The organism is Streptomyces sp. NPDC033221 (genome assembly GCF_055577005.1).
In genome coordinates this window covers 1-21,583 of record NZ_JBVIQN010000066.1, presented here as the reverse complement: position 1 = coordinate 21,583, position 21,583 = coordinate 1, and the positions used below count along the sequence as shown (strand labels likewise).

Genomic DNA, 21,583 nt, shown 5'->3' with positions numbered 1-21,583 from the left:
TAGATGATGCAATCCACACCGAGCCAGAAGGCCCTCACCTCGTTCAAGCACCACTCCAGGCGCGTCGCCTGTCACCAACGTCCCGGGACAGCACATCTAGGCCCCGTGGGTCAGCGGACGAGGCCGAGGACCTCGTCGCGCAGGGCCGTCAAGGACGCGGTGGCCGGTCCTTCGACATTGAGACGGGGCAGCGGTTCGGTGTTGGACGGGCGGAGGTTGAACCAGCGGCCGTCGGTGAAGGCGACGGTGAGGCCGTCGAGGCGGTCCGCGGTGGCGTCGCCGAGGGTGCCGGGGATGACGGTGTCTTCGGGGCCGCCCTCGACTTCATCGGCGCGAAGGACGCCGCCGAGTGCATCGCCGACCCTTCGCTCCTCGGTGCGCGGTTGCCATCGCCCAGCTCACGCCCAGCGGAAAATTCGTCAAGGGTGGAGCGAAACTGCTCAAGAGCTCAGGTGTCGTTGAAAAGCTCGGCATCAAGGTCCGAGGCCTCTTGGGAGGATGCAAATGCTTCCCGGCCGGCACCAAGGTGCTCATGGCCGACCACTCCACACGGAACATCGAAGACGTCAGAACAAACGACACGGTGCTGGCGACCGACCCCCTCACCGGGAAAACGACAGCTCGGAAGGTCGCTCGCCGCATCGTCACCGACGACGACAAGCACTTCAACGAACTGACGATCACCACACCGGCCGCGGCGCGCAGAAGCTGACCGCCACCTTCGAGCACCCCTTCTGGAGCCCGTCGGCGCATCGCTGGCTCAGAGCCGGCTAACTCAAGCCCGGCACCCGGTTGCTCAGCATCGACCGTACCGAGGTCCAGGTGCAGGCCAACCGTGCCTTCGACCAGCGGGCCCGCACCTATAACCTCACGATCGACGGCATACACACGGGACCACGCCGGTACTCGTTCATAACAGCAACTGCAACCTTGCCCGGCATGAATCTGCAGGTGGCCACGCGATCGAGCAGCATGTCGGCAAGACTGATGCTGAACTGGCAGCCCGTAATATCCGCCACTCCTCAACGCTCACCGACTTGGCAGCAGCGGAGAGGGCTACGGGTGGAAACCTTGCCGCCAATCGAGGGCAAATCTCTCAATGGCTTTCAGGAAATGAAGGGCGTAGGGTGATTAACGGACCGATGAATGCCGCGGATGGTAGGGTGTACGAGCGGGCCGCGCAGGGCATCCTCTCGCCTTCAAAGGTAACCACTGTCCTGCAGCGGAATCCTTCGATGCCGAACGGATACCACATCGTCACCCCCTACCCGAGTCCGTGATGAATATGGAAAAATTGCAATACCTCGCACAGGCGTATTTCCATCAAGATTATGACCTGGAAGCAGAGGAACCTATTCAGGTCGTGGCGGAGTTCCGAGACAGTGAACCTCCCGAGGTGATCGAGGAAGTCAGAGGCGCTATGGAAAGGATGCTGACTTCGGGTAAGATCGAGGAGGAGCTAGCTGCGCTCTGGCTCGATAAAGCTGGAGCCTGCTACGACCCGCGCCAGGACGGGATAGAGATGTCAGTCTGGTTCCGTCAGATGATCGACGCGCTTCTGTAACACAGGCAAAGTGAGAGGCCCCTTCGACGGTTCCGGACAGTGGCGGGTCGTCTACTCGGCCCACCTTCGAGACGTTGCCTGGAGGAATCGTCGTCCCACCCTCGGATGCCAACGACTGACGGCACACTTGCTACCGGGTAACCGTCGGCGAATCAACGCCTCCTTGCGCAAAACGCCAGGTCGGAGACTCGTCAGCCTGCGACACCACTGCCGCGAGCGCGTCGAGGAGATTGTGGTGGCCAAGCTGGAGGCCGAAGCCCCTGGGGGTTGGCTGTGGCAGGGGGGGAAGGCGCCACTGTCCCTGACGCATCATAGTGCCCATGCGTGACATCTCCCCCGAAGACAATCAGAGCTTGCTCCACTTCCTGATGGACTGGTACGGGGAACCGGTAAGAACCCGCCTGAAGTTGAATCCGAGTGGGCCGTACGACATTCCTCAAGAGCTCATTGAATGGCATGAAATTTCTGCACAATGGGACGGAAGTGCAACATCCCACAATTATGCCATCCCGTTGACCGAGCTAGAGGCGGAGGGCGGAAAAGTTCCGTTCTGGGTCGAGGCTCAAGGGGGATGGATTTGGGCTTTCGACCCAACCGACCCCAAGCGTCTGGTGCACGAGCGAGATCCCTCCGAAGAGATGGGCTCCTGGAGCCCCACCAGGGAAAGCGTTTCGGAATTCTTGGTTCATGCAACACTCGTGGAAGCGATTCTGGGGGCTCCGGAAATCAGGAGCGCGGAGGGGGTTGAAGTTGCCCCACTCATTTCTCAGGGGGGAGGTCGGGAAATCGCTTTCCCTGCCTGGAATTGGCCCGCCCCGGATTCGCGCATCGTGAAGGGCGATGACTGGCTGGCGCTGCTGCACCCGAGCGGCTCCGGCGAAAAGGGGTTCGATGTCACCCTGGCCGCGACCGCCCCGGAACCCCTCGAATGGGCAGGCGACTTCCCGGGGGGCGTATGGCATTCCTATTCCAGTTCGCACGACTTCACCACCGACGAACCTCTGCCGTGGTGACGTGAAATCTTGCGATCACGACCACCGGTTATTTGTTCAGTCTAGTCGGGGCGCCCCAAGAACTTCTGAGTTTTTCGTGGTGAAATCACCCAGAGCTGTGCACCTCCAGGAAGCATCCCAGGAAGTGTCCGCGTGCAAGTGCCGCAAGTCCCTGTTGGGTAGTCGATGTCGAGAACAGCCTTCCTGACGCCCGGGCTGACCATGCGCACCACCGGTGCCGGGCACATACCGGTCGCGGCAGCGGCCGCTGATCTGGACGCTCGACACACCTTTCCCGAAGCGCGCAGTTCAGCTTGGCCGACAACGGCGCCGGTAGTAGGCGTACGTCAGGGCAAGCACCAACGGACCCCACAGCGCGATCAGGCCGCTGACCGTGGAAGCCAGTATGTGCCACCACACGGTGGTGAAGGGGCCGTCCGAGAAGCCCGCGATATGGAATGTGCAGAGCGCCCAATCGACCAGCAGCGCGGTGAAGAGCAGCCCCCCGAGCGTCCCGGGCACGATCACCGCGAAAGGCGGTATGCGCCTGCCGCGGAGCCTCGGTACCCAGCCCGGTACGACCTCGCCCCACGGGCGGACCAGACCGCGGCACAGCAGCGCAAACGTCTCGGACAGCAGGCTGAGCGCGAAGACGTAGGACACATTGGCCCACCGCTCCCATGTCATGGGAGGAGCGTCGATGCCCATCATGACGTCGAATCCGATGGGCAACCGCCACAGACATACCGGCAGGCCGATGAGAGGTATCAGGCGGGCCATGCGCTCCGCCCAGAGCGGCACCGGCCGCTCGGTCCCCTCGGCCGCCCTCGCCGGACTCGTATCGCTGATTGTCATGGGACCACTGTTCTGGATCCCCGGCGCGCAGGGATCATGCTGGCTCCTGATCCGCTTCCCCCATGCGGCGGAGGCGCCGTCGTGAAGAGTCACCACGTGGCGGAATCCCCTGGGCAGGAGGGTGAGACCGCAGTCGGCCCTGTACAGCGTGAAGGCCGCCCGAACGCTCCGGGCGGCCTTCGTCGTGATCTGAAACCCTGGCTTGTGGGCGCAGGCCTGCAATGTAGTCGAGAAGCTGGGGTTCCAGGTCCTTGTGCATGCCGCCTGCCGGTTGGGCGGACAGCTGATGGCCTGCATCAGTGCAGCTGACGACCTAGCTTTGCCGACCGTCGGCTATGCCCCTTGGTGTCCCACCATTCTTCGAGCAGGCTGCGGACCAGGTCCACGAGTTGCGTCAGCCGATCAGGGTCGGGCTGGAGGCAGGTGAGCACGTCGGTGAAGGACTGGTCGTTCCACGGGAGAGCGACCTCCCAGTGTTCGTCCTGGTGCCCTTGGCGCACGACGGTGATCCGGTACATGAAGGTGACGCTGCGGTTGTCATGACGCTGGACCGACAGGCCGGTGATCTCGAACCTGACCTGCCCGTCGCCAGTGGTGTACGAGCGGGCCAGAGCCCGCTCTGCCGGCGTCTGTGCCACTGCGCGGCCACCTGCCCTTCGCCTCACCTCCGACCATTTTGCGTATGGGTGTCTGGTGGCGCAGGTGTGTGCCATGGCGAGGGCCGGGTCATTCGGGGCGCGGGCCGAGGACGGCTTCAGCTCCCGGGATCAGCCACAGGCCGCTGGGACGGTGCTTGTCGTCCTCGCTCGCTGCTCTGGCGGCCGGTGGCTGGTGCGTTGGTTGTGCCGGCATGTCGAGGCAGGCGGGGCCGGGAGAGCTGGAGCAAGGTGATCTGAAGGCCGTGCTGTGGGGCGGTGACGCCGGGGCGCCGCGGGGAGGTGTGCCCGGCTGCTGCTGGCCGATGCTCCGCCGATGGGCCCGGCGGCGCTCGTAACTCGCGCCGGGCCGGATGCGGTACCACCGGTTTCCGTCCAGCCGGAGCCACCCGGTATCGGCGAGGTCGCGGGCGGCCCGCCACATCTGCACTTCGTCCCAGGGAGTCTCGGGGTTTTCGAGGCACTGGGAGGCGATCAGGTCTCTGATGCGAGGGCCGTGGCCGTGCCGGGTCACGTACTCGTCGGTCCAACGGGCCACGGCGTATTCGCGACCGCTCAGGTTGATGGGGGCGGGCGTTGAGCCTCGCGAGGTTTGCGTGGCGCGTACCGCGCCGGGCACGAACTCCCGGGCGTGTTGGGAGACCAGGATGCTGACCGGGGCGCTGGGCCGGGCAGCTGGTTCACATCGGGTCAGCCAGCCTGCGCGGAGCAGCTGGCACATGACCGGGACGGCCAAGGCGTGGGAGGTGTAGCAGCACAAGGCCGCCATCTCCCGGGGGCGGATCAGCCCCCGCCCGGTCTCCTCGCAGTTCGCGGTGATGAAGAAGGCTCCCAGCCGCACGCCCGCCGTCTGCCCCGCGAGCAGCGGGTGGACGAACAGGCGCTGAGCCCATCCGTTGCAGCGGGGCCGGGCGCTGGTGGGAAGCCCCATTCGGCTGGTGCCCTGGTCCAGGTCGGGGATGCGGCACTGGACGGCTCCAGGAGCGGGTCCGGGGCGGGCTGCCGAGCGGATCTGGTCCAAGGAGGCGTCCAGCCAGCCGCTGTCGATGAGTTCGGTGAGTGCCGCGTCGGGAAGGTCCCACCGCTGCTCGGTCAGGTCCTCATAGGCCAGCATGAAGTGGCCTCCCGCCCGGGCCCGCAGGGCACACATCAGTGCGGCGGTGCGGGTTTCGGGGCTGGTGCCCACGCCCGTGTTGTCGAGGTATTCCAGGAGATCCATGGCGTACTCGCCGAAGACGGCCGGTGTGCCTCCCTGTTGCGGGGCGCCAGCGAAGTTGTCTCCGGTATCTTCCTCGGCACCGCCCTGGACAGCCTGTGCGGCGGCCGCGCACACCGGGCAGCTGCGGGCACGCTCGCCGTCCGACATCTTGGGCCGGGCGCTGGGGACGACGCGGGCTGGCTCTGCCGCGGCAGACGGAGGAACAGCGGGCGGCCGGGGGCGGCCACCGCACAGCACCTTGGCCAGGGGAATGGCCTCAGCGCATGCCGCGCAGGTCTCCGCGAGAACCCATACGCGGTCGAAGCGGTCAAAGATCAGTACGAGGGCCGTGGGACCGCTGCACCGGGGCAGGCGGCTGGACTCGTGCCAGGAGCACTGGTCCCAGCGGCAGCGGCACCTGGCTTCTGGCCGGGGCCCGCCGGCCTCGGCGATGTGCCGGCCCACGTGTTCGCGCGCCCTGATCCGGGCCAGTGTCAGATCACGGAAACGTGTCGGGTCCGGTGGGCAGGAGCCGTTGCCCTTGCAGCTGATGACGACCACGCCCGCCGCAGGGCGGCCGTAGGGATCAAGACGCACGATCCATCGCCGACCGGGCCCGCCCGTCGCTGTCGCCACTGCTTCGTCGCCTTTCGTGCGTATGCGCGGTGCACAGCATCGGGCCAGTGTCCTCCTGGTCTGGCGGACCACGCCGCCAGACCGGCAGAGACCGTCCTTTCGAGCGATACGCCATGCGTTCGAAACGGACACATGAAGCGTCAGCCGGATGAAACGGCAGTACCGCACGTCGGCAAGCGAAGGTGCTGCCGAAGGTTTGCGGCGCCTCTTATCTATGTGTCCGATTGCGTGCAGAGGTGGCCTGCAGGGCAGGCTTCACAGCCTCGCTGGTCCGCCCAGCCTGTCGCCTCGACCGCGGCGAACAGTTTCTGCGCGCGCTCGGTGCCGCCGACACCGTCCAGCGCCCCGTACTCCTCCGGGTCCGGGCGTTCCAGCTCCGCCTGCTTGGCTCGCATGTACATCAGTGCCGAGAACTGCTCGGCCGTAAGAGCCTCGGCGGCACCTTGCGGAACACATACCCGAGGAAGGTTGGCGGCCGCCTCGTCACCGACGAAAATCCACTGATCGCCCGGGCGGCCAGGCGGCTTGGCGACGAAACGGATAAAAGGCGTGTCTTCGTACTCCTCCACGAGAAAGGCGCCGTGGGCGTGCAGACGGTGCATGCTGTCCCGCACGGCATCGGCGTCGGCACCGATGAATTCAGCGGCTTGCTGCAGGGGCACGATGCGACCGCCATCGGCTCCTTCCAGGACCCCGAGATGGCCGGTGTCGATGGCGGTATCGAGCACAACAGCAGCCATCGGCGCCTCGCCACCGTAGTGGGGTGCAATCACTACGAGCCTCTCCATAAAGTCGCGAGAGTCCTCGTCCAGCCGCGGATCCGCCCGCATGGGACAGGTCCGTGCCGGCCGGCACCTGAATCCACTCCGCGTACAGGTCCCCCGGCGGCTGCAACTGGTGCAGGCTGTAGGACGCCGCCTGTCGCGGCCGACGCTGCTTACCCGGCTTTCTCCGGCCCACCGTTTTCGCCTCCCGACGTCATCTGCTCTGTCCGCCCCAACGAATTGCCTGCAGCACAGGAACGCGAAAACCTGAACACTTCCGCCAGTCGGAGCATCGGCCTCAGCATTACGTCGGCACGGAATGCGCGACTGCTCGCGCATCACGGCATCCTTGCCGCTTCACCGCTTTCGGCAAGCGCCGGGGCCATTTTCGCAGGGCGTACGGGAGGTCTTCACTGCTGTCGACCGTCTCGCCGTCGTTCCTCGGCCCGTGGCCTCAAGGGCGCATGCGGCAGCGCCGACGTGCTGCGCATCCACGTGGGGGTTCACCGCGTCCTGTATGAGATCAGTGACCAGCTTCCTGTTTAGTGCCGCAGCGGGGTCGGTGTGTACGCCGAGATCTGATCTCGTAGATCGGGGATATCGATGCCCAGGTGCTCGGCCGTTTCGGGAAGCCGGACTCCAGGGACCGCGGCCGCCAGGCGGAGTACGTCCTCGTGCAGTGAACACTCCAGCTGAGTGGCGTTATGGAGGTGTGCCCGCGCCTGTGTTGCGGCGTCATGGATGAGCGCCTGGAGCTGCTCAGCCTCTGGTGCAGGAGCGGGAGGGGCCGTTCGCGCCGGAAGGTCCGGCGCGGGCCCGTCGGTCACCTCGGGTGTGTACGTGGGCAGCAGGGGCGGTTCTGCGCATTCGCGGTACCAGGCCCATGCGTGGTGGGCAGGGATGTGGACCTTTCCGCCGGGCGTTGTGCGGGTGGTGGTGACGGGCTGTTCCGGGTTGGTGGCCGGGTGGTGATCCGGGAGATCTGCGGGGAGTCCGCGCAGCGTGGCGAAGTCGGCGGGGTGGGCGCTCAGGCGTGCGGTGATGGCGTGGGTGAGGGCGGCCGCGTGGCGGCAGGGTGAGATTCCGCAGTCGCAGCCGAAGGTGATCTCTTCGGGCGCGGGCCGGGTGGGAACACTGCCGGTGTGAGCCGGATTAGCGAGGCATTCAGGGAGCTTGCCGGTGCGTACGGCCTGGTGGTGGCCGCAGGCGGGGGAGGCCGATTGCCAGGCCGTGGTCTGGGCGTCGGTGAGGACCGGCATGGTGATCGTCGGGTGTGCTGGTGCGGTGTTGTACCGGTCGGTGGCGGTGGCGCTTGCTCGGCCGGGTTCGAGGGTGAGGTGGGTGAGGCCACCTGCGGACAGGTCGTTGTGGCCGGCGAGCCAGAGGGCTTCGTCGTTGACGGCGGCCCGCAGGATGGTCTCCCAGGAGTGGGCCCATGCGTTCGGGGTCATCGCTGTGCTCCCAGCGCGATCAGGTCGATGATCTGGTCGTCGGTCAGTTCGGTCAGGGCGGAGTAGCCGTCGGCGAGCACGGCGTCGGCGAGGGCCCGTTTGTGGTTGAGGAGTTCGTCGACGCGGTCTTCCAGGGTGTTCTCCGTGATGAGGGGGTGCACGGTGACGGTACGCTGCTGGCCCAGGCGGTGGGCGCGGTCGATGGCCTGGTTCTCCTTGGCGGGGTTCCAGGGGCGGTCGAAGAGCACGACGTGGCTGGCCTGAGTGAGCGTGAGGCCGGTGCCGCCGGCTTTGACCGTCATCACCATGAGCTGGCCGGAGCGGGCCTGGAAAGTGTCAATGATGCGCTGGCGTTCGCGGACGGAGGGGATGTCGCCGCTGTAGTAGAGCGGGTGGTGGCCGTGGCCGCGCAGATGCCGTACGAGGAGCTTGGCCATGGACCGGTACCGGGTGAAGATCAGCGTGGACTCGTCGGGGCCGGTCAATGCGGGCAGCAGGTCGTCGAGCGCGCCGAGCTTGCCGGACCGGGATGCTGCCTGCTCGGGGTCGTAGGCATCCTCATCCAAGGGGTCTTTGAGGTACTGGGCGGGTGAGTTGCAGATCTGCTGCAGTTTGTTGAACAACTCCAGCAGCAGGCCTTTGCGGTGGACTCCTTGGGCGTCGTGGATCGCCTGGAGGGTGTCGTCGGCTGTCTGCTGGTAGAGCTGGATCTGTTCGTCGCTGAGGCTGACGATGCGCGGCCGGATGTCCTTGGGCGGCAGCTCGGTCAGGATGCCCGGGTCGCTCTTGCGGCGGCGCAGCATGAACGCGCTCATGAGACCGGACAGCCGCGTGGTGCGCTCGGTGTCGGCGATGTTGTCCTCGATGGGGCGGGCGAACTGGTCGCGGAAGACGCGCTGCGTGCCGAACAGGCCGGGGTTGAGCCAGTCCATGAGGGCCCACGCCTCGGTGAGTCGGGTAGGTGCGACGCATTACTGCGTCGCACCCCCCTCAGAACCGGACGTGCGACGTTAACCGCATCCGGCTCAAGCAGCCGCTGAGGGCTCAACTTCGGTTTGACAACTCTGGCTTGCCACGGGCGTGAAGCTCCCTATGGCATTCAGCATGTCGCAGCTCCAGATTGCGTGGATCGTCAGAGCCTCCATGCCGCCGAAAAACGACGTGATGTACATGGAGAGCTTTCGAAGAGGCGGTGAACCACTTGACCCAGTCTCTTACATCTTCCGGGTCGTATCCCGCTCCTTCGACGAGGTCTTGACCGCATCCGGGGCACAAGCCCTTCTGACGGGCTGCGAGGCTGATAATGCGTCTGTTTTCCAGCCCTGGCATCCGTCGCTTCTTCGACCTGTGCGCCCAGTAGTCCGCCAGGTCAGGATCGTACTTGGATGCAGATCCTCGTACTTCCTGATGACGGACAATGCGAGTCCAGGCGAGCTTATATAGGTGCGAGCCATTGTCGCCAAACACCCATTGATCCCGCCTGCCTGCCTTGTGCTGACCCCAGTACCGCCTGGAGATCCACCATCCAGACTTGTTCCGGTGGCGAGCAACCGCCCAGCGCCAAAGCGCTGTGTAAACGTAGGCGTCAACCCCCTTGAAGACCCTGCTGGAGACAACCGCACGGTAGTAGATCGACCATCCTTTGAGGAGCGGGTTCAGGCGGGAAATCAGCTTCTCCGCTGTCGCGCCGCGCATCTCCCGAATGATCTCTCTAATCCTCCCTCGCAGTCGCATTACGGCATCTCGGCTAGGACGAATGATCAGCTTGCCGTTCCTGTACCGTCGAACAGTGAAACCGAGGAAGTCAAATCCCTCATCGAGATGAACGATTCTCGTCTTCTCTTCGTTGATGAACAGACCTCTCGGGGCCAACCACTCCGACAGTTTGGCTTTCAGCTGTTCAGCTTCTTCCCTAGTTGTGCAGAACCCCACGAAGTCGTCAGCATAGCGAACCATAGCGGGAACTCGCTGCTTGACGTATCTCTTGGTGCCCATTCCAACATTAGCGCCGACTGCCGCGTCCATCCCGCATAGGGCGACGTTGAGCAGAAGTGGACTGATCACGCCTCCTTGTGGAGTTCCCTCCGCAGTCGCATGAAACCGTCCGTCCTCCATCGCCCCCGCCTTCAGCCACTTTCGAATATGCGTCTTCCCTGGGAAGCTGCCGAGAGTGTCTAGAAGGAGCTCATGGTCGATCCGGTCGAAGGCAGCTGAGAGATCAGCATCAAGGACCCATTGTCGCGTCGCCCTTTTCTGCGACACGATGGTGTGAATCGCCTTGATGGCATCCTGACAGCCCCTACCGGGGCGGAAGCCGTAACTTCGCGCCTCGAACTTGGCTTCCCATTCCGGTTCCAAGGCATTCTTCACGATTGCTTGGTGAATCCTGTCTCGGATTACGGGGATGCCGAGCGGCCGGGTCTTCCCATTAGCTTTCGGGATGAAGACACGCTTGACGGGCTTGACCTTGAGATTGGGTTTGGCTGTTAGCTGCCTTACCAAGCGGCCGCGCTCCATTGGAGTTAGCGCCCTCTCTCCATCAATACCCGCCGTTTTCTTGCCATGGCTCAGCTGGGTTACGCGCTTGACTCCTAATAGGAGGTTGGCGCGCGACCTGAGCATGAGCTTTTGCAGGTTCCTAACCTGCTTTAAGTTGCCTTCCTTCTGAGCCTTGTAGATCCTCTGTCCGAGTCGCCTGACATGATCCTCTTGCACGGCCCAGTCAATGCTGTGCCAGAGGGTTGCATCGCTGTCCGGGGTTCCGTTCACGTTCGGAGTATCGCGGGTCGTGACTTTGTCCATCGGCTCGCCTCCTCGGTGTCCAACTTGCGCCCCGGCGAGGGCTATCGGTCATCGTGCTCTACATCGGCCACCAGATTCGCGTCAGCACCCTTTCGGGACAGGGATGGCCCTGCTATCCGCCGAGTTATACCGGGAGGCGGAGCGCCTCCGATTCTCCGGATTTCCTCTGGACTTTCGTCCCAGCGGCATTCGCTTCTCGAATCCTCCTGTGCCCGCAGGAGAGTTCAGCCTTCGTTGCCTCCGGCCTACCAGAGTTCGTCTGGACTCCTACGGGGTTGCCACGTTCCACTCGTACGAGTTACGCCCAGGGCGGGTGCCTCCTTTGACCCGGTCCCCACGGCGGCCTACTTCCGGGGTCAACCAACCCGGAGCCGTGTGACGCCTTCTCAACGTCGGGGACTTCCACCGCCGGTTGCATTGCCACAGCGCGGTGTTGAGAGTGACGAGCCGTACGTACGGAGGTTCGCTTCCGCTCACCCGTCTGGGCTTCCCCTGCCTGTTGCTGATGGTGGCCCCATCAGCTCTTGGGCGTTCGTCCTCGGCTTAGCACCCCGCAGTTACCCGCGACGCACCCGAGGCTGGGGACCAGATCAGGCCGCTATCTGGGGTCGATATCTGCGCTCCTTTCGTTCGACCACTCGTTCCGAGCGACTTCGTGTCGCACGGTTGTTCTCCACCGGGGTGCCGGTCAGCGCCACCCGGGCGGTGGTCCGGACGCGGCGCAGGGCGCGGGCGGTGGCGGTGGCGGTGCGGTGATTTTTGACCATCTGGGCTTCGTCGGCGACGACCAGGTCGAAGGACAGCAGGGCCAGCAGGCCGACGTCGCGGCGGAGCGTCTCGTAGCTCGTGATGACGATCGTGCGGGAGGTGGCGTCTTCGAGGGTGCGGTCGGCTCCCAGGTAGCGCAGGGTGGGCACGGTCGGGGCGAACCGGTGGACCTCCCGCTCCCAGGTGATGACGACGGAGGCCGGGCAGACGATCAGGGTCGGCCCGGTGGCACCGGTCGTGGTGGTTTCCTGGCGGTGCAGGTGCAGCGCCAGAGCGGTCAGGGTCTTGCCCAGGCCCATGTCGTCGGCGAGCAGGGCGCCGAAGCCCGCGTCAGTGGTGTTCGCCAGCCAGGCCAGGCCCAGATGCTGGTAGTCGCGCAGCGTGGCCTGCAAGGCTCCCGGCGCCGCAACGGGTGTCGTGCGGGAGCCGGTGCGCAGGAAGTCCACGAGGTCGGCGAGAGCGGCCGTCGGCTCGCAGGGCATGTCCTGCCCGTCGACGTCGATGCGCCCAGTCAAGGACGCGCGGAGGGCCTGGTCCGAGGAGAGCGGGCCGATGCCGCGGTCGGCGGCACGCCGGGCGGTGTCTTCGTCGACCATCACCCACTGGCCCCGGACCTTGGCCAGCGGCCGTGGCGCCTGGGCGAGGTCGTCCATCTCCTGGTCGGAGAGGTCGGCGTCGCCGACCGACATCTGCCATCGGCCGTCCAGCACGTCGTCGAGGGAAAACCGCGGCCGGGGCACGGCCGCGGGCCCGTTGGGCCGTCCTCCGACCACTGCTCGGGTGCGCAGCAGATCGGCCCAGTGATGGGGCCAGTACACACTCAGGCCGGCCCGCTCCAGCTGGTCCCGTGTGCCGCCCAGCAGCAGGACGGCCTCGCCGGCGAGCAGCGTGAACCGGTCGGGCACTGGGCGGTCAAGGAGCCGCCCGGCTGGCTCCCACACCTCGGCGATACGCCGCAGCCGTCGGCGGATGAGCCCCACCACTGCCTCGTCGCTGGCTACCTGCGCAACCGGGCGGAACAACTGCTGCTTGCGGCTCTCCGCGGTGGGCTGGGCGACCAGGAGCTCGGCCCACAGCAGCTCCGTGTCGCTGGGGCTGCCCTTCTTCGGGGCCCGTACGGACAGCTTCAGGTCCACGGCCGGTGTATCGGCGCGATCGTCTTCAGCGCGGTCGGCCCACTGGTGCAGAGCGGGGCTGTTCTGCTGCTGCGGGATGGGGGCGGTGAACGGGATGTGTCCCAGGACCGCTGAGGTACCAGGACCGCGCAGCATCGCCTCGGCGACCGCGTCAAGCCCGGCGCGGATCGCGACGCGCGGCGCCCACAGGAGGTAGGGCGGGGTGTCGGTGGCGGCCCCGCAGTGCGCGGGAGGCACCATGGCCTGGCGCAGTTGCCGCGCACGCTGGCGCTCGTGTTCGTTGAGCGGGCCCAGGCGCCACACGTCGGCGCCATTGCTGTCCAGCGTGGGGTACACCCGGCCGTCGGCCACCCCGGCCAGCCCGAGTTGGATCATCTGATGCCACAGCTGGATGGACGGAGCGATCTTGTCGCCGTCGGACGTCCGGGCCGTAGCGTTGGCCAAGAGCCGCACGGGTACCTGCCAGCATTCCACCGGGCGGGGGCCGACCGCGAGGCCCTGGCCGGGCAGGACGAGGTCGGCCGTGCAGCGTCTGATCGGCTTGTGGCAGATGGCCGCCAGCGGGAGCCCGTCGGCCTGGTAGAGCAGGAAGCGGCCGGTGCCGTCCTGCAGATCGATGGTGATGTCCGTGCCTTGCTGCAGCAGTTCGACGAGTGCGTCCTCGGCGGCTGCCGCCTCATCGCGGTCCGCGAGGGGCCCGGCCGGATTGCGGTGCGCACCTACGGCTCCCGCACTGGCAGCAGCCGCGGCAGCCGGTTCCGGAGCGGTGGATGCCTTCTGGTCGTGACCCTGCCCCGCCACGGGAGTGGCCAGCAATTCGACCATGGCATCAGCGGCCTGGTGTTGCGCTTCGCGCTTGTTGGGCCCATGGCCGACGGCCTCCAGCCACTCCGAGTGCACCTGGCAGGTGATCCGTGCGACGAATCCCGCGGCCTCCTTCTCGGGATCCTCGATGCGCAACTTGCTGATCTTGCCGGTCTGTTTGAACTCGTTCAGGAGCATCAGCGGGTTCTTGCCGCCGAGCTCCGGCACCGGGATACGGCCCAGGCGCAGTCCTCGGCCTGCCTTCATGGCGCGCTGGACGGTGAGCAGCAGTTGACGCGCGGCCGACAGCCGCGTGCTGGAGCGGCCCGGCCCCCGCTCGGTGACGGTGAGCAGTTCACCGCGGTGTTCGCAGGCGGCAACGGACACGAACAGCGGCTCCAGGCCCGTGATGCCGGGCGCGCCCTTGAAGACGAGCTCGCTGATCGCACCGGATTCGGCCAGGACCTTCAGCTGCTCCTGCGGATCATTCTCCTGCGCACGGCCGTTCCCCGTTGCCGGGAGCGGTCGGGTGCCCTGGAGCGGCAGCGGCGCTTGCACCGGCAGTCCGGCGAGCTGGGCCAGGAGCCGGTGTGCGGCTGCTCCCCGCGCCTGCCGCTTGTTGTTGCGCCAGGGACCGAGCTCGCTGATCTCCTCTCCGTCGATCGTGCAGGTAGCGCGCAACCGAAAGAGCGGCGGACCGGGCTCGCTCTTGCGTACCTCTTCTGTATAGGAAGGCGTCGCCGTGTGGCGCAGTGACTGATGCAAAGTCAGCACGGCCACAGCGACGCTGGGATCACTCACCGCGGCCAGGGCCGCCTCGCGAGCCGGCAGCCATGCTGTCGCGCGGGCGGTGAACAGAACAGCGTGCAGGTCGCGCGGGATCAGTTCACCTGCGTTGATCCGCAAGACGATCTCGGCCACTTCCGCCGGCGCGACCTGGGGACGCTCCAGAGCCTTTTGAAGACGGGTCGGGAAGGGGGCATCCCGTGCCTGGGCTGGGGGCGAAGCCGATGAGAACCGGCCGGCGGGTACCCATCCGGCCAGGGTGCTGTCCTGTTCGACCGGCTCGGCTCCGCAGAGGTGACCGAGCAGGCTCACGGCCGCGCACTGATGGGCGGCCTTGCGGCTCGGGCGCGTCACCACGGCGCCGTGGGCGCTCGATCCGGGCTCCCGCCACCCGGCCTGAGCGCTGAACAGCATCGGGTTCGCGCTGGGTACCTCGCGGATCACGAAGGCCGACGCGGCGCCGATGTCCTGGCAGTGCGTATGAAGCACGGAAGTGGCCAGCTCGGGGCGTGCCGAGACAATCGCCCACGCGCCGGAGACGGCCGCCTGGGCGGAGGGGAGCGTGGCAGCCCGCATCAACAGCAGTCGCAGGTCCCTGATGCCCAGGCGTCCAGAGCCCCCGCGTGCGGCGGCCTCCGCGGCGACATCAGGAGGCAAGTGGCGGTTGGCATACGCCGCCTCCAACAGCCGGGAGAAGACATGCGGATCCGCTGACTCCAGAGCAACACGGGAACCGGACGCGGGACGTGGTACACGGACAGTGGAATCCAGCGGTACAGAGGCCATCGCAACCTTCACGGAGGAAAACGCGGAAATGGGGCGATAGCTAGCAAATCAGCACCTTCATGCTCGGGATCCCATGAACAAAACCCGCCAGAGCCCGCGACGGGACGCCGTTGACCAGAGAGTTTGCGTGCGACGGCCCGTCAGGAGAGCTCGAACGCGGCCGCGCGGACCGACTCGTTCGGGGGACAGAAGGGTGGGGCCGCGTGGTTCACCTGCTAGGAGGACGCACGCACGCCACGTCCCCACCCATGCCCTTGTTCCGGCAGAAGGTCAGTGCGTACGGGAGGGCCACGGGCGTCGTGAGCCCGCTCACAGGCTCAGCCACTCGATCGTGTAGGACAGTGCCTCGTGCTTCTCCAAGTCCTTGCTGGCGCCGGCGCGCCTCTTGTGGAACGCGACAGCCCGCCCGCTCTTGCTGGTGCAGCTCTCGCCTGAGACGGCGCCGCACTGACCGCAGTCCAGGGTCACCGGCAGTTGTTCGAGCTGGCTCTTGACGACCGCGAGTTTCGCGTACCGGTGGTCCTGGCATGCGAACACTCCCTGCGGGGCCATGCAGGTGCCGTCGTCGTCCACAGGGCGACCGCATCGTTCGCTGTCACGCGGATCGTGATGGGCACACCGGTCACTTCCCACGCGACGGTCGAACGGGCAGCGCAGCCCGCCGGAGTAGCGCACCCAACGAGAATCCTCGAGTTCCTTGTCCAACGTCACGATGCACCGGTCCGGGAAGGGATCAGCGGCACCGGCGGGCAGCGGCCACTGGTGCTCGGCGCAGCGCTCCCTCGGCGCGCCGACAAACGCCCCGCAGGGGCCCCAGGCCGGGTAGTTGGAGCACGGCGCCGTGCGTGACGATGCCCAGTTGCACACCGGCCGGAGAACGGCGGCGAACTTGTCCCGCAGCTGGCGGGCCTCGGGAGTCGGCAGGTACTGCAGGAGCCGAAAGGCTTCCTCCACCTCTTGGGCGGAGATCTCGACGCGCCGGGCAGCTCCGTTACGCCGACGCGCGATCACACGTGCCGACTTGGGCGGAGTGGGGGTGGTACTCGCCATGGAGGGGATTTGTACCGCAGCGCGGCGATGCCGATGTCATGACACGCCGACACCGCCCCACTGCCAAGAATCAGCGCCGAAGCGCTGCACGCGCAGCGTAGCCAAAATTCGACTGAAAGTACCGCAAGGGCGGCGCGCCGAGCCGGCGGATGGGCTGCCGTAGCATGGCCCGCTCTGCTGATCGCCGCGTCGTGGAAGGCCTTGTGTTGATCCCGGAATACTGCCCGTTCCACCAGGTCGAGGACGCCTGCGGGCCCATGGCCCGGCTGCTGGAACAGGCTGGCCTGCTCGCCCTGACGCCGAATGCGCCGGCCCGTCCCGGTCAGGAGGTGCCCGCCGACGACTCGGCCTTCGGCATTCCGATGGCGGAGGTCTCGTTGCGGCGGATTGTCGTGCGGATCAACACCTGGGGCCGGAGCGCCCTCGACCCCACCATTCCGCGTCTGGACGTGGCTCCGGGCGACGTACGCCCAGTCCGCTACGCGCTGCAGGCCCTGTACGAGACGGTCCAGGAAAGGGCCGGGGTCGACCGGCAGTGGTGGCGGGTGAAGGACCGGCTGGCTCAAGCGCGTACCGTCCTCACCCACGATGCGCTGGCCGATGCCGACGACGACCGGCTGTCCGCCTACCTGGCCGCCCTGCACGTCGACCGCGCCTACACCGTCTGGGAAACAGAGATCAAGACGGGTCTCGGCTCGTGACCGGCCGGCAACCCTGCCCCGGGGGCGGTAAGCGCAAAAAATGCGCCGACTATGCCTTGGGCAGGGTTATCCCCATTTCGCGCATGGCGTCCGAGGCAGGGCCGCCTTCGGAGCGTTCGGTCTTGTAGCCCTTCACTCCTGGCTGCAGGGTACGGGGGTCTACAGCTTCGGAGGGAGCGGCCGTGGCGTAGAGGCCGTCGGGCTGCTGGTCCCGGTCGTGAGGGGCGAGCCAGAAGACGCGGCGCAGATGGGTTCCGGAGGCCCGGGAGGCTTTGGCGGTGGGACCGAGGATGGCGTAGCCGACGAGCCGGCCGTCGCGGTGGTAGGGGGGCTGGCGTCGTCGGCTGGAGACGCGGTCCAGGGACTGGCGGACGTAGTCGAGACCGGTGATGTCCTCCAGCCACACAAGGTCGGTTTCGTGCGTGAGGTCCGCGGGTTCGATCAGGGCACTCACGCCTGCTCCTCGATGATGTCGGCGATGAGACCGATGCCTGGGTAGTACTTCTTGGAGTTGGAGGTGGCCATCTCCTTCGGCGAGCTCATGCCGAGGGTCTCGCGGACCCGGCCGGCGAAGGCGCGGGAGGAGACCGGAGTGGCCCCTTCGGCTTCGCACCAGCGGGCGTAAGCCAGGTAGAGGTGTTTTTGCTCGGCGCGGAGCCCGGTTTCGATCTTGCAGGTCTCGGAGAGGAAGCGTCCCATGTGATCCTCCGTCTCCGCGTACGCCGTTGTGGCTACCCGTACCCGTTCGGGGCCGGTCAGATCCTTCTCGCCCGCGAGGTAGCGGGCGGCTCCGTCGATCAGCCAGGCCAGGATGCCAGGGCCTTCCTCGCGCACCAGGACGTCGGCGAGATTGTCGACCTTGCGGGCGTCGGGGACGACCCGTTCGAAGGGGACCAGCCGCATGCGGCGCCAGAAGGCGAAGCCGCCGGTGCCGACCTCGGGGCGGTGGTTGCCGAGCAGAAACAGCTTGTGGGTGGGCACGAAGGAGAAGAAGTCCTGGCGCATACGGCGGGCCTTGATGATGTCGCCGCCGGTCAGGAGCTTGACGCGGGATTCGTCGAAGCGGTCGCCGGCTTTCAGCTCGGAGCAGACGATGACGCGGCGGCCGTGCAGTTCGGCCAGGTCGGTGGGGTGGCCTTCGAACTGCTTGGCCATCAGGAATCCGGGCGGGGCGGCGTCGGCGTAGTCGCCGAGGAGTTTGACGATGACGTCCAGCAGGACGCTTTTGCCGTTTTTGCCCATGCCGTAGAGGAAGGCGAGGATCTGCGCGCCGACGTCGCCGGTGATGGAGTAGCCCAGCAGCAGGTGCAGGTAGCGGATCATCTCCCGGCCCTCGGTGTCATCGCCGAAGGTGTCGGTCAGGAACCGGTGCCATCGCGGGGTTGGCATGTTCTGGGGGGCGGTGGTGGTGGCGCGGGAGTGGAAGTCGCGGTGCGGGTCGGGTGCGCTGATGTGCCCGGTGCGCAGGTCGGCGATGCCGCCGGGGGTGCACAGGACGTAGGGGTCGGCGTCCAGGTGGGAGGCGTCGAGCAGCATGCCGTTCGCGGAGCGGGCCTGGTGGAGCATGGACTTGATGCCGGAGGTGGACATGGCGCGGCGGCGTTCGCGGCGCAGTTCGGCGTCGGTGTAGTGGCCGCTGGGGTCCTTGGTGGCCAGAGATTCGGCCATGTCGCCGGCGGCCCACACGATGGTGTCGTGTTCGTCGGGCTCCCAGCGGTAGGTGTTCCACTTGTACCAGCCCAGTCCGTTGACGTGCCGGTAGTCGCCCGCGTACAGGTGCGCGAAGGTCTTGGCCATGCCGCGGTCGGTCAGCGAGTCCGGCAGCAGGCCGGTGTCGGTGGTGCGGAAGGGGGCGTGCCCGTCTGCTGGGGAGGCAACGCTCTGGGCAGGCAGCAGCGTCGCCGGAGCAGCGAAGGCTGCCGGGGGTACCGGCTGGGGGGCGGATTGGTTGAGGATCGCGCGGGCAACCGCGGCCGGGTCGAAGGCACCGGCGTTCACGGGCAGCCTCCGGGGATGAGGGGACGTCGGGCACCGGCGTTCAGGCCGCTGCGGATGATGGAGGCGGAGCGGTGGTGCTGGCCGGGCCGGGCGTGCTCGGCGGCAGCGCTCAGAGCCTGTTCGGCGGTGTCGAAGGTGAGCAGGCCGGAGGCGACCAGGCCGCCGGCTGTGAAGGCCGCGCGGTTGAGCTTGTCGGAGAAGCCGGTCCCTTCGGCCGCTGCCGTGCAGCCGGCGACCTCCGCCAGGACCGTTTCCAGGGTGCGTGCGGCAGCGTCGCGGCCGCCGCCTGCGTCGACGACCGCCTGCCGGGCACGGGACGGCACTTTCCGTATCCGGGGGACGGATTCTTCGGTCGGCCGGTCGAGGTGACCGGTGCGGGTCAGTTCCTCGGCCAGCCACGGCGGCAACGCCGCGGGAGTGCGGCACTCCCCTACCGGGATGTAGGTGCCCTGGCCGGTGGTGGTGCCGGGGGCGATGATGTAGCCGCCGCTGCCGCGGACGTCGACCTGCCAGGCCAGGGCGCGGCCGGCGCTGGAGCCGCTGGAGCACAGCCATCTGCGGCCCGGCCCAGCCTGGTACCAGACGTGCAGGCCTCCGGAGGGGGTGTGCACGCGCAGGGTCTGCTCGTCGTCCGCGGGGCTGGGGTGGCCGCGCAGGGCGGCCAGTACGGCCAGGGTGTGGAAGCCGTTCTCCAGTCCGGTCAGGTCGACGTGGTCCTCGACGGTAATGCCGGGCCAGAGCTTGTCACGCGTCGGCAGCGAGGCGCTGTGCGCGTCGATGTCGATGACGACCAGGCCAGCAGGGCCACAGGCAACGCCGACGCCGGGGGCCGGGCGGATGGACCACCAGGAGTCGATGAGTGCCCGATCCGTGGTCGCGGCGTGGAAACCGTGGCACCATCGTCCGCTGGTCAGGCAGGAACAGCCGGTATGGCGGTGACCCGGCTGGGAGCAGGCCCGGCAGTTGGCAGCCGGTGTCTTGCGTCCCGGCGCCAAGGGATGGACAGGCCAGCCTGCCTGCGCGCACCAGTGGGCGACGGTGCGCGGGTCCGGGCTGGGCGGTGTCGAGTGGATGATGTCCTCGGTGCTGCTAGTCGTTCGCTTCAGTCGCTGACGAAGCTGCAGGTCAGCACCTGTTCGCCTAGCTGTCAGCGACTGAAGCGACTGAAGTTCTAAATAGGTCGCACCACACAGTAGCGAATCGCTTCGGCCTTGGGGCACAGGTGACCGGCGTGGCGGGCGGCTCGCGACCGTTTGTATGTACGCAGGCTGGTTCTAACAACCACAGCGACCGAAGCGACCGAGGTATACAAGCAGGAGGAGACAGCACCGTGGCCGCCGTGCTGAGTCCTGGACTCGAGTCGCTTCGGTCGCTGTGCCCCAGATGGCGCGACGCCTGACCACCGCGTTGTCAGCACCATTCCCCCCGCCCGGCGCGCACCAGCGCCGGTGCAGAACTGACGGCCGGGTGGTCGCACCAGCCAGCGACCGGAGAACGCCGCATGACGCAGCGGCGGCCCTCAGCCCAGCCCCCAGAGACTCGAGCACTTCAGTCGTTGCCCTTCAGTACTGCACAAAAAGCCTGGTCAGGAGCGATTTCAGTTGGCGGCAGCGACTGAAGCGACTCTCGTTCCGGATTATGAAGACATTCCTGTGCGCGCGTGCGCGTCATAGATACCACCCTTCAGTCGCTTCAGTCGCTGATTGTCATTCTTCTCTACTCTGACCTGCAGTTTTCTACGGAGCTCGGATCAGCGACCAAACTCTCCACAGTCACTGAGAGCGGATGTTGGTCGCTGCGGCCGCGCGGATCCGCTCTCCGGCGACGAGCGCTCAGGCAGGGTACGGAACTGCATCCGGCTGCTCGCTGCAGGCCGTCCAGGGATCGAGGTCGAGCAGCGCGTAGGCGATGCCTTCCTTGCTGCGGAAGTGGAAGTACACCGCCCGGGCCGCCACGCCGGCCCGGGCGGTGATCTGTGAGAGGGACGCGCCGCCGTAACTTCGCGCTGCTGCTCGACGGTGGTGGCGGTGGCGCCCGCCCCGGGTCAGAGTTTGGTGGTCTGCACGAAGCCGAGGGAGCGTAGCCCTTCGGCTTGGCACAGCTGGTCGGAGGCCCCACCGGTCTCGGTCTGCAACAGCTGGTAGGCGGCGCCGTGGGTGGCGCCCCAGTGCATGGCCGCCCGCCACAGGGCCCGGCCGTAGCCGTGGCCCCGGTGTTCGGGGAGGACGCCGAAATACTGCGGCAGGAGCCGGATGGCTCCTGCGGAGTCGGTCAAGGTCTCCATGGGGCCGATCGCGCCGACCACCCGGCCGCTGTCGTCGTCGGTTACCGCCAGGACCGTGCCGACCGTGCCGGCCTGCATCTGATGGTGCAAGAACGCGAAGCCATCGCTGGTGAGCCGGTCGGCGAACGCGGCGAATGTTGTCCTCACGGGCCCGGGAAGGCTGTCTACGGCCCGCACGGAGCCGGGCTGCTCCGCGGGCTCGGGGCGAGGCTGGTCGAAGATGCGGAGCTGGACGCGGGTGTGGGCCGTTCCCGGGGGCGGGGGGGGGTGCCTCTATGTCTTTCGTCAAGCGAGGCGTGGGGTTCGGGGTTCGTGGAGGGTGCTGTCGCGGAGCATGGCGAACAGCACGCTG

19 protein-coding genes and 2 pseudogenes are annotated in these 21,583 nt (G+C 66.9%); 5 read left to right on the top strand and 16 right to left on the bottom strand.

What is annotated here, in order from left to right:
- Nucleotides 1-110: 110 nt before the first annotated feature.
- Nucleotides 111-278: pseudogene (gene manB / locus ACZ53K_RS41380) on the bottom strand (phosphomannomutase/phosphoglucomutase); the annotation flags it as partial.
- 71 nt (nt 279-349) lie between these two features.
- On the opposite strand from manB, the gene ACZ53K_RS41375 reads away from it, so the two are divergent.
- From ACZ53K_RS41375 to ACZ53K_RS41360, 4 genes are all read left to right on the top strand, one after another.
- Nucleotides 350-712: a Hint domain-containing protein gene (locus ACZ53K_RS41375; RefSeq protein WP_468847931.1), complete on the top strand. Its 363-nt coding sequence runs from the start codon at nt 350-352 to the stop codon at nt 710-712.
- Nucleotides 713-962: 250 nt separating this feature from the next.
- Nucleotides 963-1,280 carry an RNase A-like domain-containing protein gene (locus tag ACZ53K_RS41370; RefSeq protein ID WP_468847940.1) on the top strand — a complete coding sequence of 106 codons (318 nt, stop codon included), beginning with the start codon at nt 963-965 and terminating at the stop codon, nt 1,278-1,280.
- Nucleotides 1,281-1,285: 5 nt separating this feature from the next.
- Nucleotides 1,286-1,564, top strand: a complete 279-nt coding sequence (locus ACZ53K_RS41365; protein ID WP_468847928.1) for a contact-dependent growth inhibition system immunity protein — start codon at nt 1,286-1,288, stop codon at nt 1,562-1,564.
- Nucleotides 1,565-1,884: 320 nt separating this feature from the next.
- Nucleotides 1,885-2,577: a hypothetical protein gene (locus ACZ53K_RS41360; protein WP_468847926.1), complete on the top strand. Its 693-nt coding sequence runs from the start codon at nt 1,885-1,887 to the stop codon at nt 2,575-2,577.
- 288 nt (nt 2,578-2,865) lie between these two features.
- Here ACZ53K_RS41360 and ACZ53K_RS41355 read toward each other — a convergent pair whose 3' ends face one another.
- The 10 genes and pseudogenes from ACZ53K_RS41355 to ACZ53K_RS41310 form a co-directional block, all read right to left on the bottom strand.
- The gene (locus ACZ53K_RS41355; RefSeq protein WP_468847923.1) at nt 2,866-3,411 is read right to left on the bottom strand and encodes a hypothetical protein; all 546 of its coding nucleotides are present in this window, start codon (nt 3,409-3,411) and stop codon (nt 2,866-2,868) included.
- A 296-nt stretch (nt 3,412-3,707) separates the two neighbouring features.
- Nucleotides 3,708-4,049: a hypothetical protein gene (locus tag ACZ53K_RS41350; RefSeq protein ID WP_468847920.1), complete on the bottom strand. Its 342-nt coding sequence runs from the start codon at nt 4,047-4,049 to the stop codon at nt 3,708-3,710.
- 88 nt (nt 4,050-4,137) lie between these two features.
- Nucleotides 4,138-5,286, bottom strand: coding sequence for a hypothetical protein (locus ACZ53K_RS41345; RefSeq protein WP_468847917.1), 1,149 nt, complete (start codon nt 5,284-5,286; stop codon nt 4,138-4,140).
- 827 nt (nt 5,287-6,113) lie between these two features.
- Nucleotides 6,114-6,674: a hypothetical protein gene (locus tag ACZ53K_RS41340; RefSeq protein WP_468847914.1), complete on the bottom strand. Its 561-nt coding sequence runs from the start codon at nt 6,672-6,674 to the stop codon at nt 6,114-6,116.
- A 533-nt stretch (nt 6,675-7,207) separates the two neighbouring features.
- Nucleotides 7,208-8,116 carry a hypothetical protein gene (locus ACZ53K_RS41335; RefSeq protein ID WP_468847911.1) on the bottom strand — a complete coding sequence of 303 codons (909 nt, stop codon included), beginning with the start codon at nt 8,114-8,116 and terminating at the stop codon, nt 7,208-7,210.
- On the bottom strand, nt 8,113-8,682 hold the full coding sequence (locus tag ACZ53K_RS41330) for a helicase-related protein (RefSeq protein WP_468847937.1): 570 nt from the start codon (nt 8,680-8,682) through the stop codon (nt 8,113-8,115). The genes ACZ53K_RS41335 and ACZ53K_RS41330 overlap by 4 nt, the downstream gene beginning before the upstream one ends.
- A gap of 33 nt (nt 8,683-8,715) precedes the next feature.
- Nucleotides 8,716-9,060, bottom strand: a pseudogene (locus tag ACZ53K_RS41325) (SNF2-related protein); the annotation flags it as partial.
- Between the two features lie 100 nt (nt 9,061-9,160).
- On the bottom strand, nt 9,161-10,918 hold the full coding sequence (ltrA, locus tag ACZ53K_RS41320) for a group II intron reverse transcriptase/maturase (RefSeq protein WP_468847908.1): 1,758 nt from the start codon (nt 10,916-10,918) through the stop codon (nt 9,161-9,163).
- A 590-nt stretch (nt 10,919-11,508) separates the two neighbouring features.
- Nucleotides 11,509-14,988: an SNF2-related protein gene (locus tag ACZ53K_RS41315; RefSeq protein ID WP_468847906.1), complete on the bottom strand. Its 3,480-nt coding sequence runs from the start codon at nt 14,986-14,988 to the stop codon at nt 11,509-11,511.
- A 519-nt stretch (nt 14,989-15,507) separates the two neighbouring features.
- Nucleotides 15,508-16,248 (bottom strand): hypothetical protein, encoded by a 741-nt coding sequence (locus ACZ53K_RS41310; RefSeq protein WP_468847903.1) that lies wholly within the window; start codon nt 16,246-16,248, stop codon nt 15,508-15,510.
- A gap of 203 nt (nt 16,249-16,451) precedes the next feature.
- Between ACZ53K_RS41310 and ACZ53K_RS41305 the strand changes: the two genes are divergently transcribed.
- Complete coding sequence (locus ACZ53K_RS41305; RefSeq protein WP_468847901.1) at nt 16,452-16,949, top strand: hypothetical protein; 498 nt, start codon at nt 16,452-16,454, stop codon at nt 16,947-16,949.
- A gap of 49 nt (nt 16,950-16,998) precedes the next feature.
- On the opposite strand, the gene ACZ53K_RS41300 is transcribed toward ACZ53K_RS41305, so the two are convergent.
- From ACZ53K_RS41300 to ACZ53K_RS41280, 5 genes are all read right to left on the bottom strand, one after another.
- Nucleotides 16,999-17,403, bottom strand: coding sequence for a DUF6009 family protein (locus ACZ53K_RS41300; protein WP_468847899.1), 405 nt, complete (start codon nt 17,401-17,403; stop codon nt 16,999-17,001).
- Nucleotides 17,400-18,947 carry a DNA primase family protein gene (locus ACZ53K_RS41295; protein WP_468847897.1) on the bottom strand — a complete coding sequence of 516 codons (1,548 nt, stop codon included), beginning with the start codon at nt 18,945-18,947 and terminating at the stop codon, nt 17,400-17,402. Before ACZ53K_RS41295 ends, ACZ53K_RS41300 begins: the two co-directional genes overlap by 4 nt.
- A complete protein-coding gene (locus tag ACZ53K_RS41290; protein WP_468847934.1) occupies nt 18,944-20,023 on the bottom strand; it encodes a bifunctional DNA primase/polymerase in 1,080 nt (359 codons plus the stop codon). The genes ACZ53K_RS41295 and ACZ53K_RS41290 overlap by 4 nt, the downstream gene beginning before the upstream one ends.
- Nucleotides 20,024-20,779: 756 nt before the next feature.
- Entirely contained in the window at nt 20,780-21,046 is a 267-nt protein-coding gene (locus ACZ53K_RS41285) for a TetR family transcriptional regulator (RefSeq protein ID WP_468847894.1), read from the bottom strand.
- Complete coding sequence (locus ACZ53K_RS41280; RefSeq protein ID WP_468847891.1) at nt 20,992-21,378, bottom strand: GNAT family N-acetyltransferase; 387 nt, start codon at nt 21,376-21,378, stop codon at nt 20,992-20,994. The genes ACZ53K_RS41285 and ACZ53K_RS41280 overlap by 55 nt, the downstream gene beginning before the upstream one ends.
- Between the last annotated feature and the right edge of the window lie 205 nt (nt 21,379-21,583).

Excerpts from the sequence above, each read along its gene's own strand:
- ACZ53K_RS41365 (WP_468847928.1), top strand. The coding sequence starts at position 1,286 with ATGGAAAAATTGCAATACCTCGCACAGGCGTATTTCCATCAAGATTAT.
- ACZ53K_RS41360 (WP_468847926.1), top strand. The coding sequence starts at position 1,885 with ATGCGTGACATCTCCCCCGAAGACAATCAGAGCTTGCTCCACTTCCTG.
- ACZ53K_RS41355 (WP_468847923.1), bottom strand. The coding sequence starts at position 3,411 with ATGACAATCAGCGATACGAGTCCGGCGAGGGCGGCCGAGGGGACCGAG.
- ACZ53K_RS41345 (WP_468847917.1), bottom strand. The coding sequence starts at position 5,286 with ATGGATCTCCTGGAATACCTCGACAACACGGGCGTGGGCACCAGCCCC.
- ACZ53K_RS41335 (WP_468847911.1), bottom strand. The coding sequence starts at position 8,116 with ATGACCCCGAACGCATGGGCCCACTCCTGGGAGACCATCCTGCGGGCC.
- ltrA (WP_468847908.1), bottom strand. The coding sequence starts at position 10,918 with ATGGACAAAGTCACGACCCGCGATACTCCGAACGTGAACGGAACCCCG.
- ACZ53K_RS41315 (WP_468847906.1), bottom strand. The coding sequence starts at position 14,988 with ATGCGGGCTGCCACGCTCCCCTCCGCCCAGGCGGCCGTCTCCGGCGCG.
- ACZ53K_RS41310 (WP_468847903.1), bottom strand. The coding sequence starts at position 16,248 with ATGGCGAGTACCACCCCCACTCCGCCCAAGTCGGCACGTGTGATCGCG.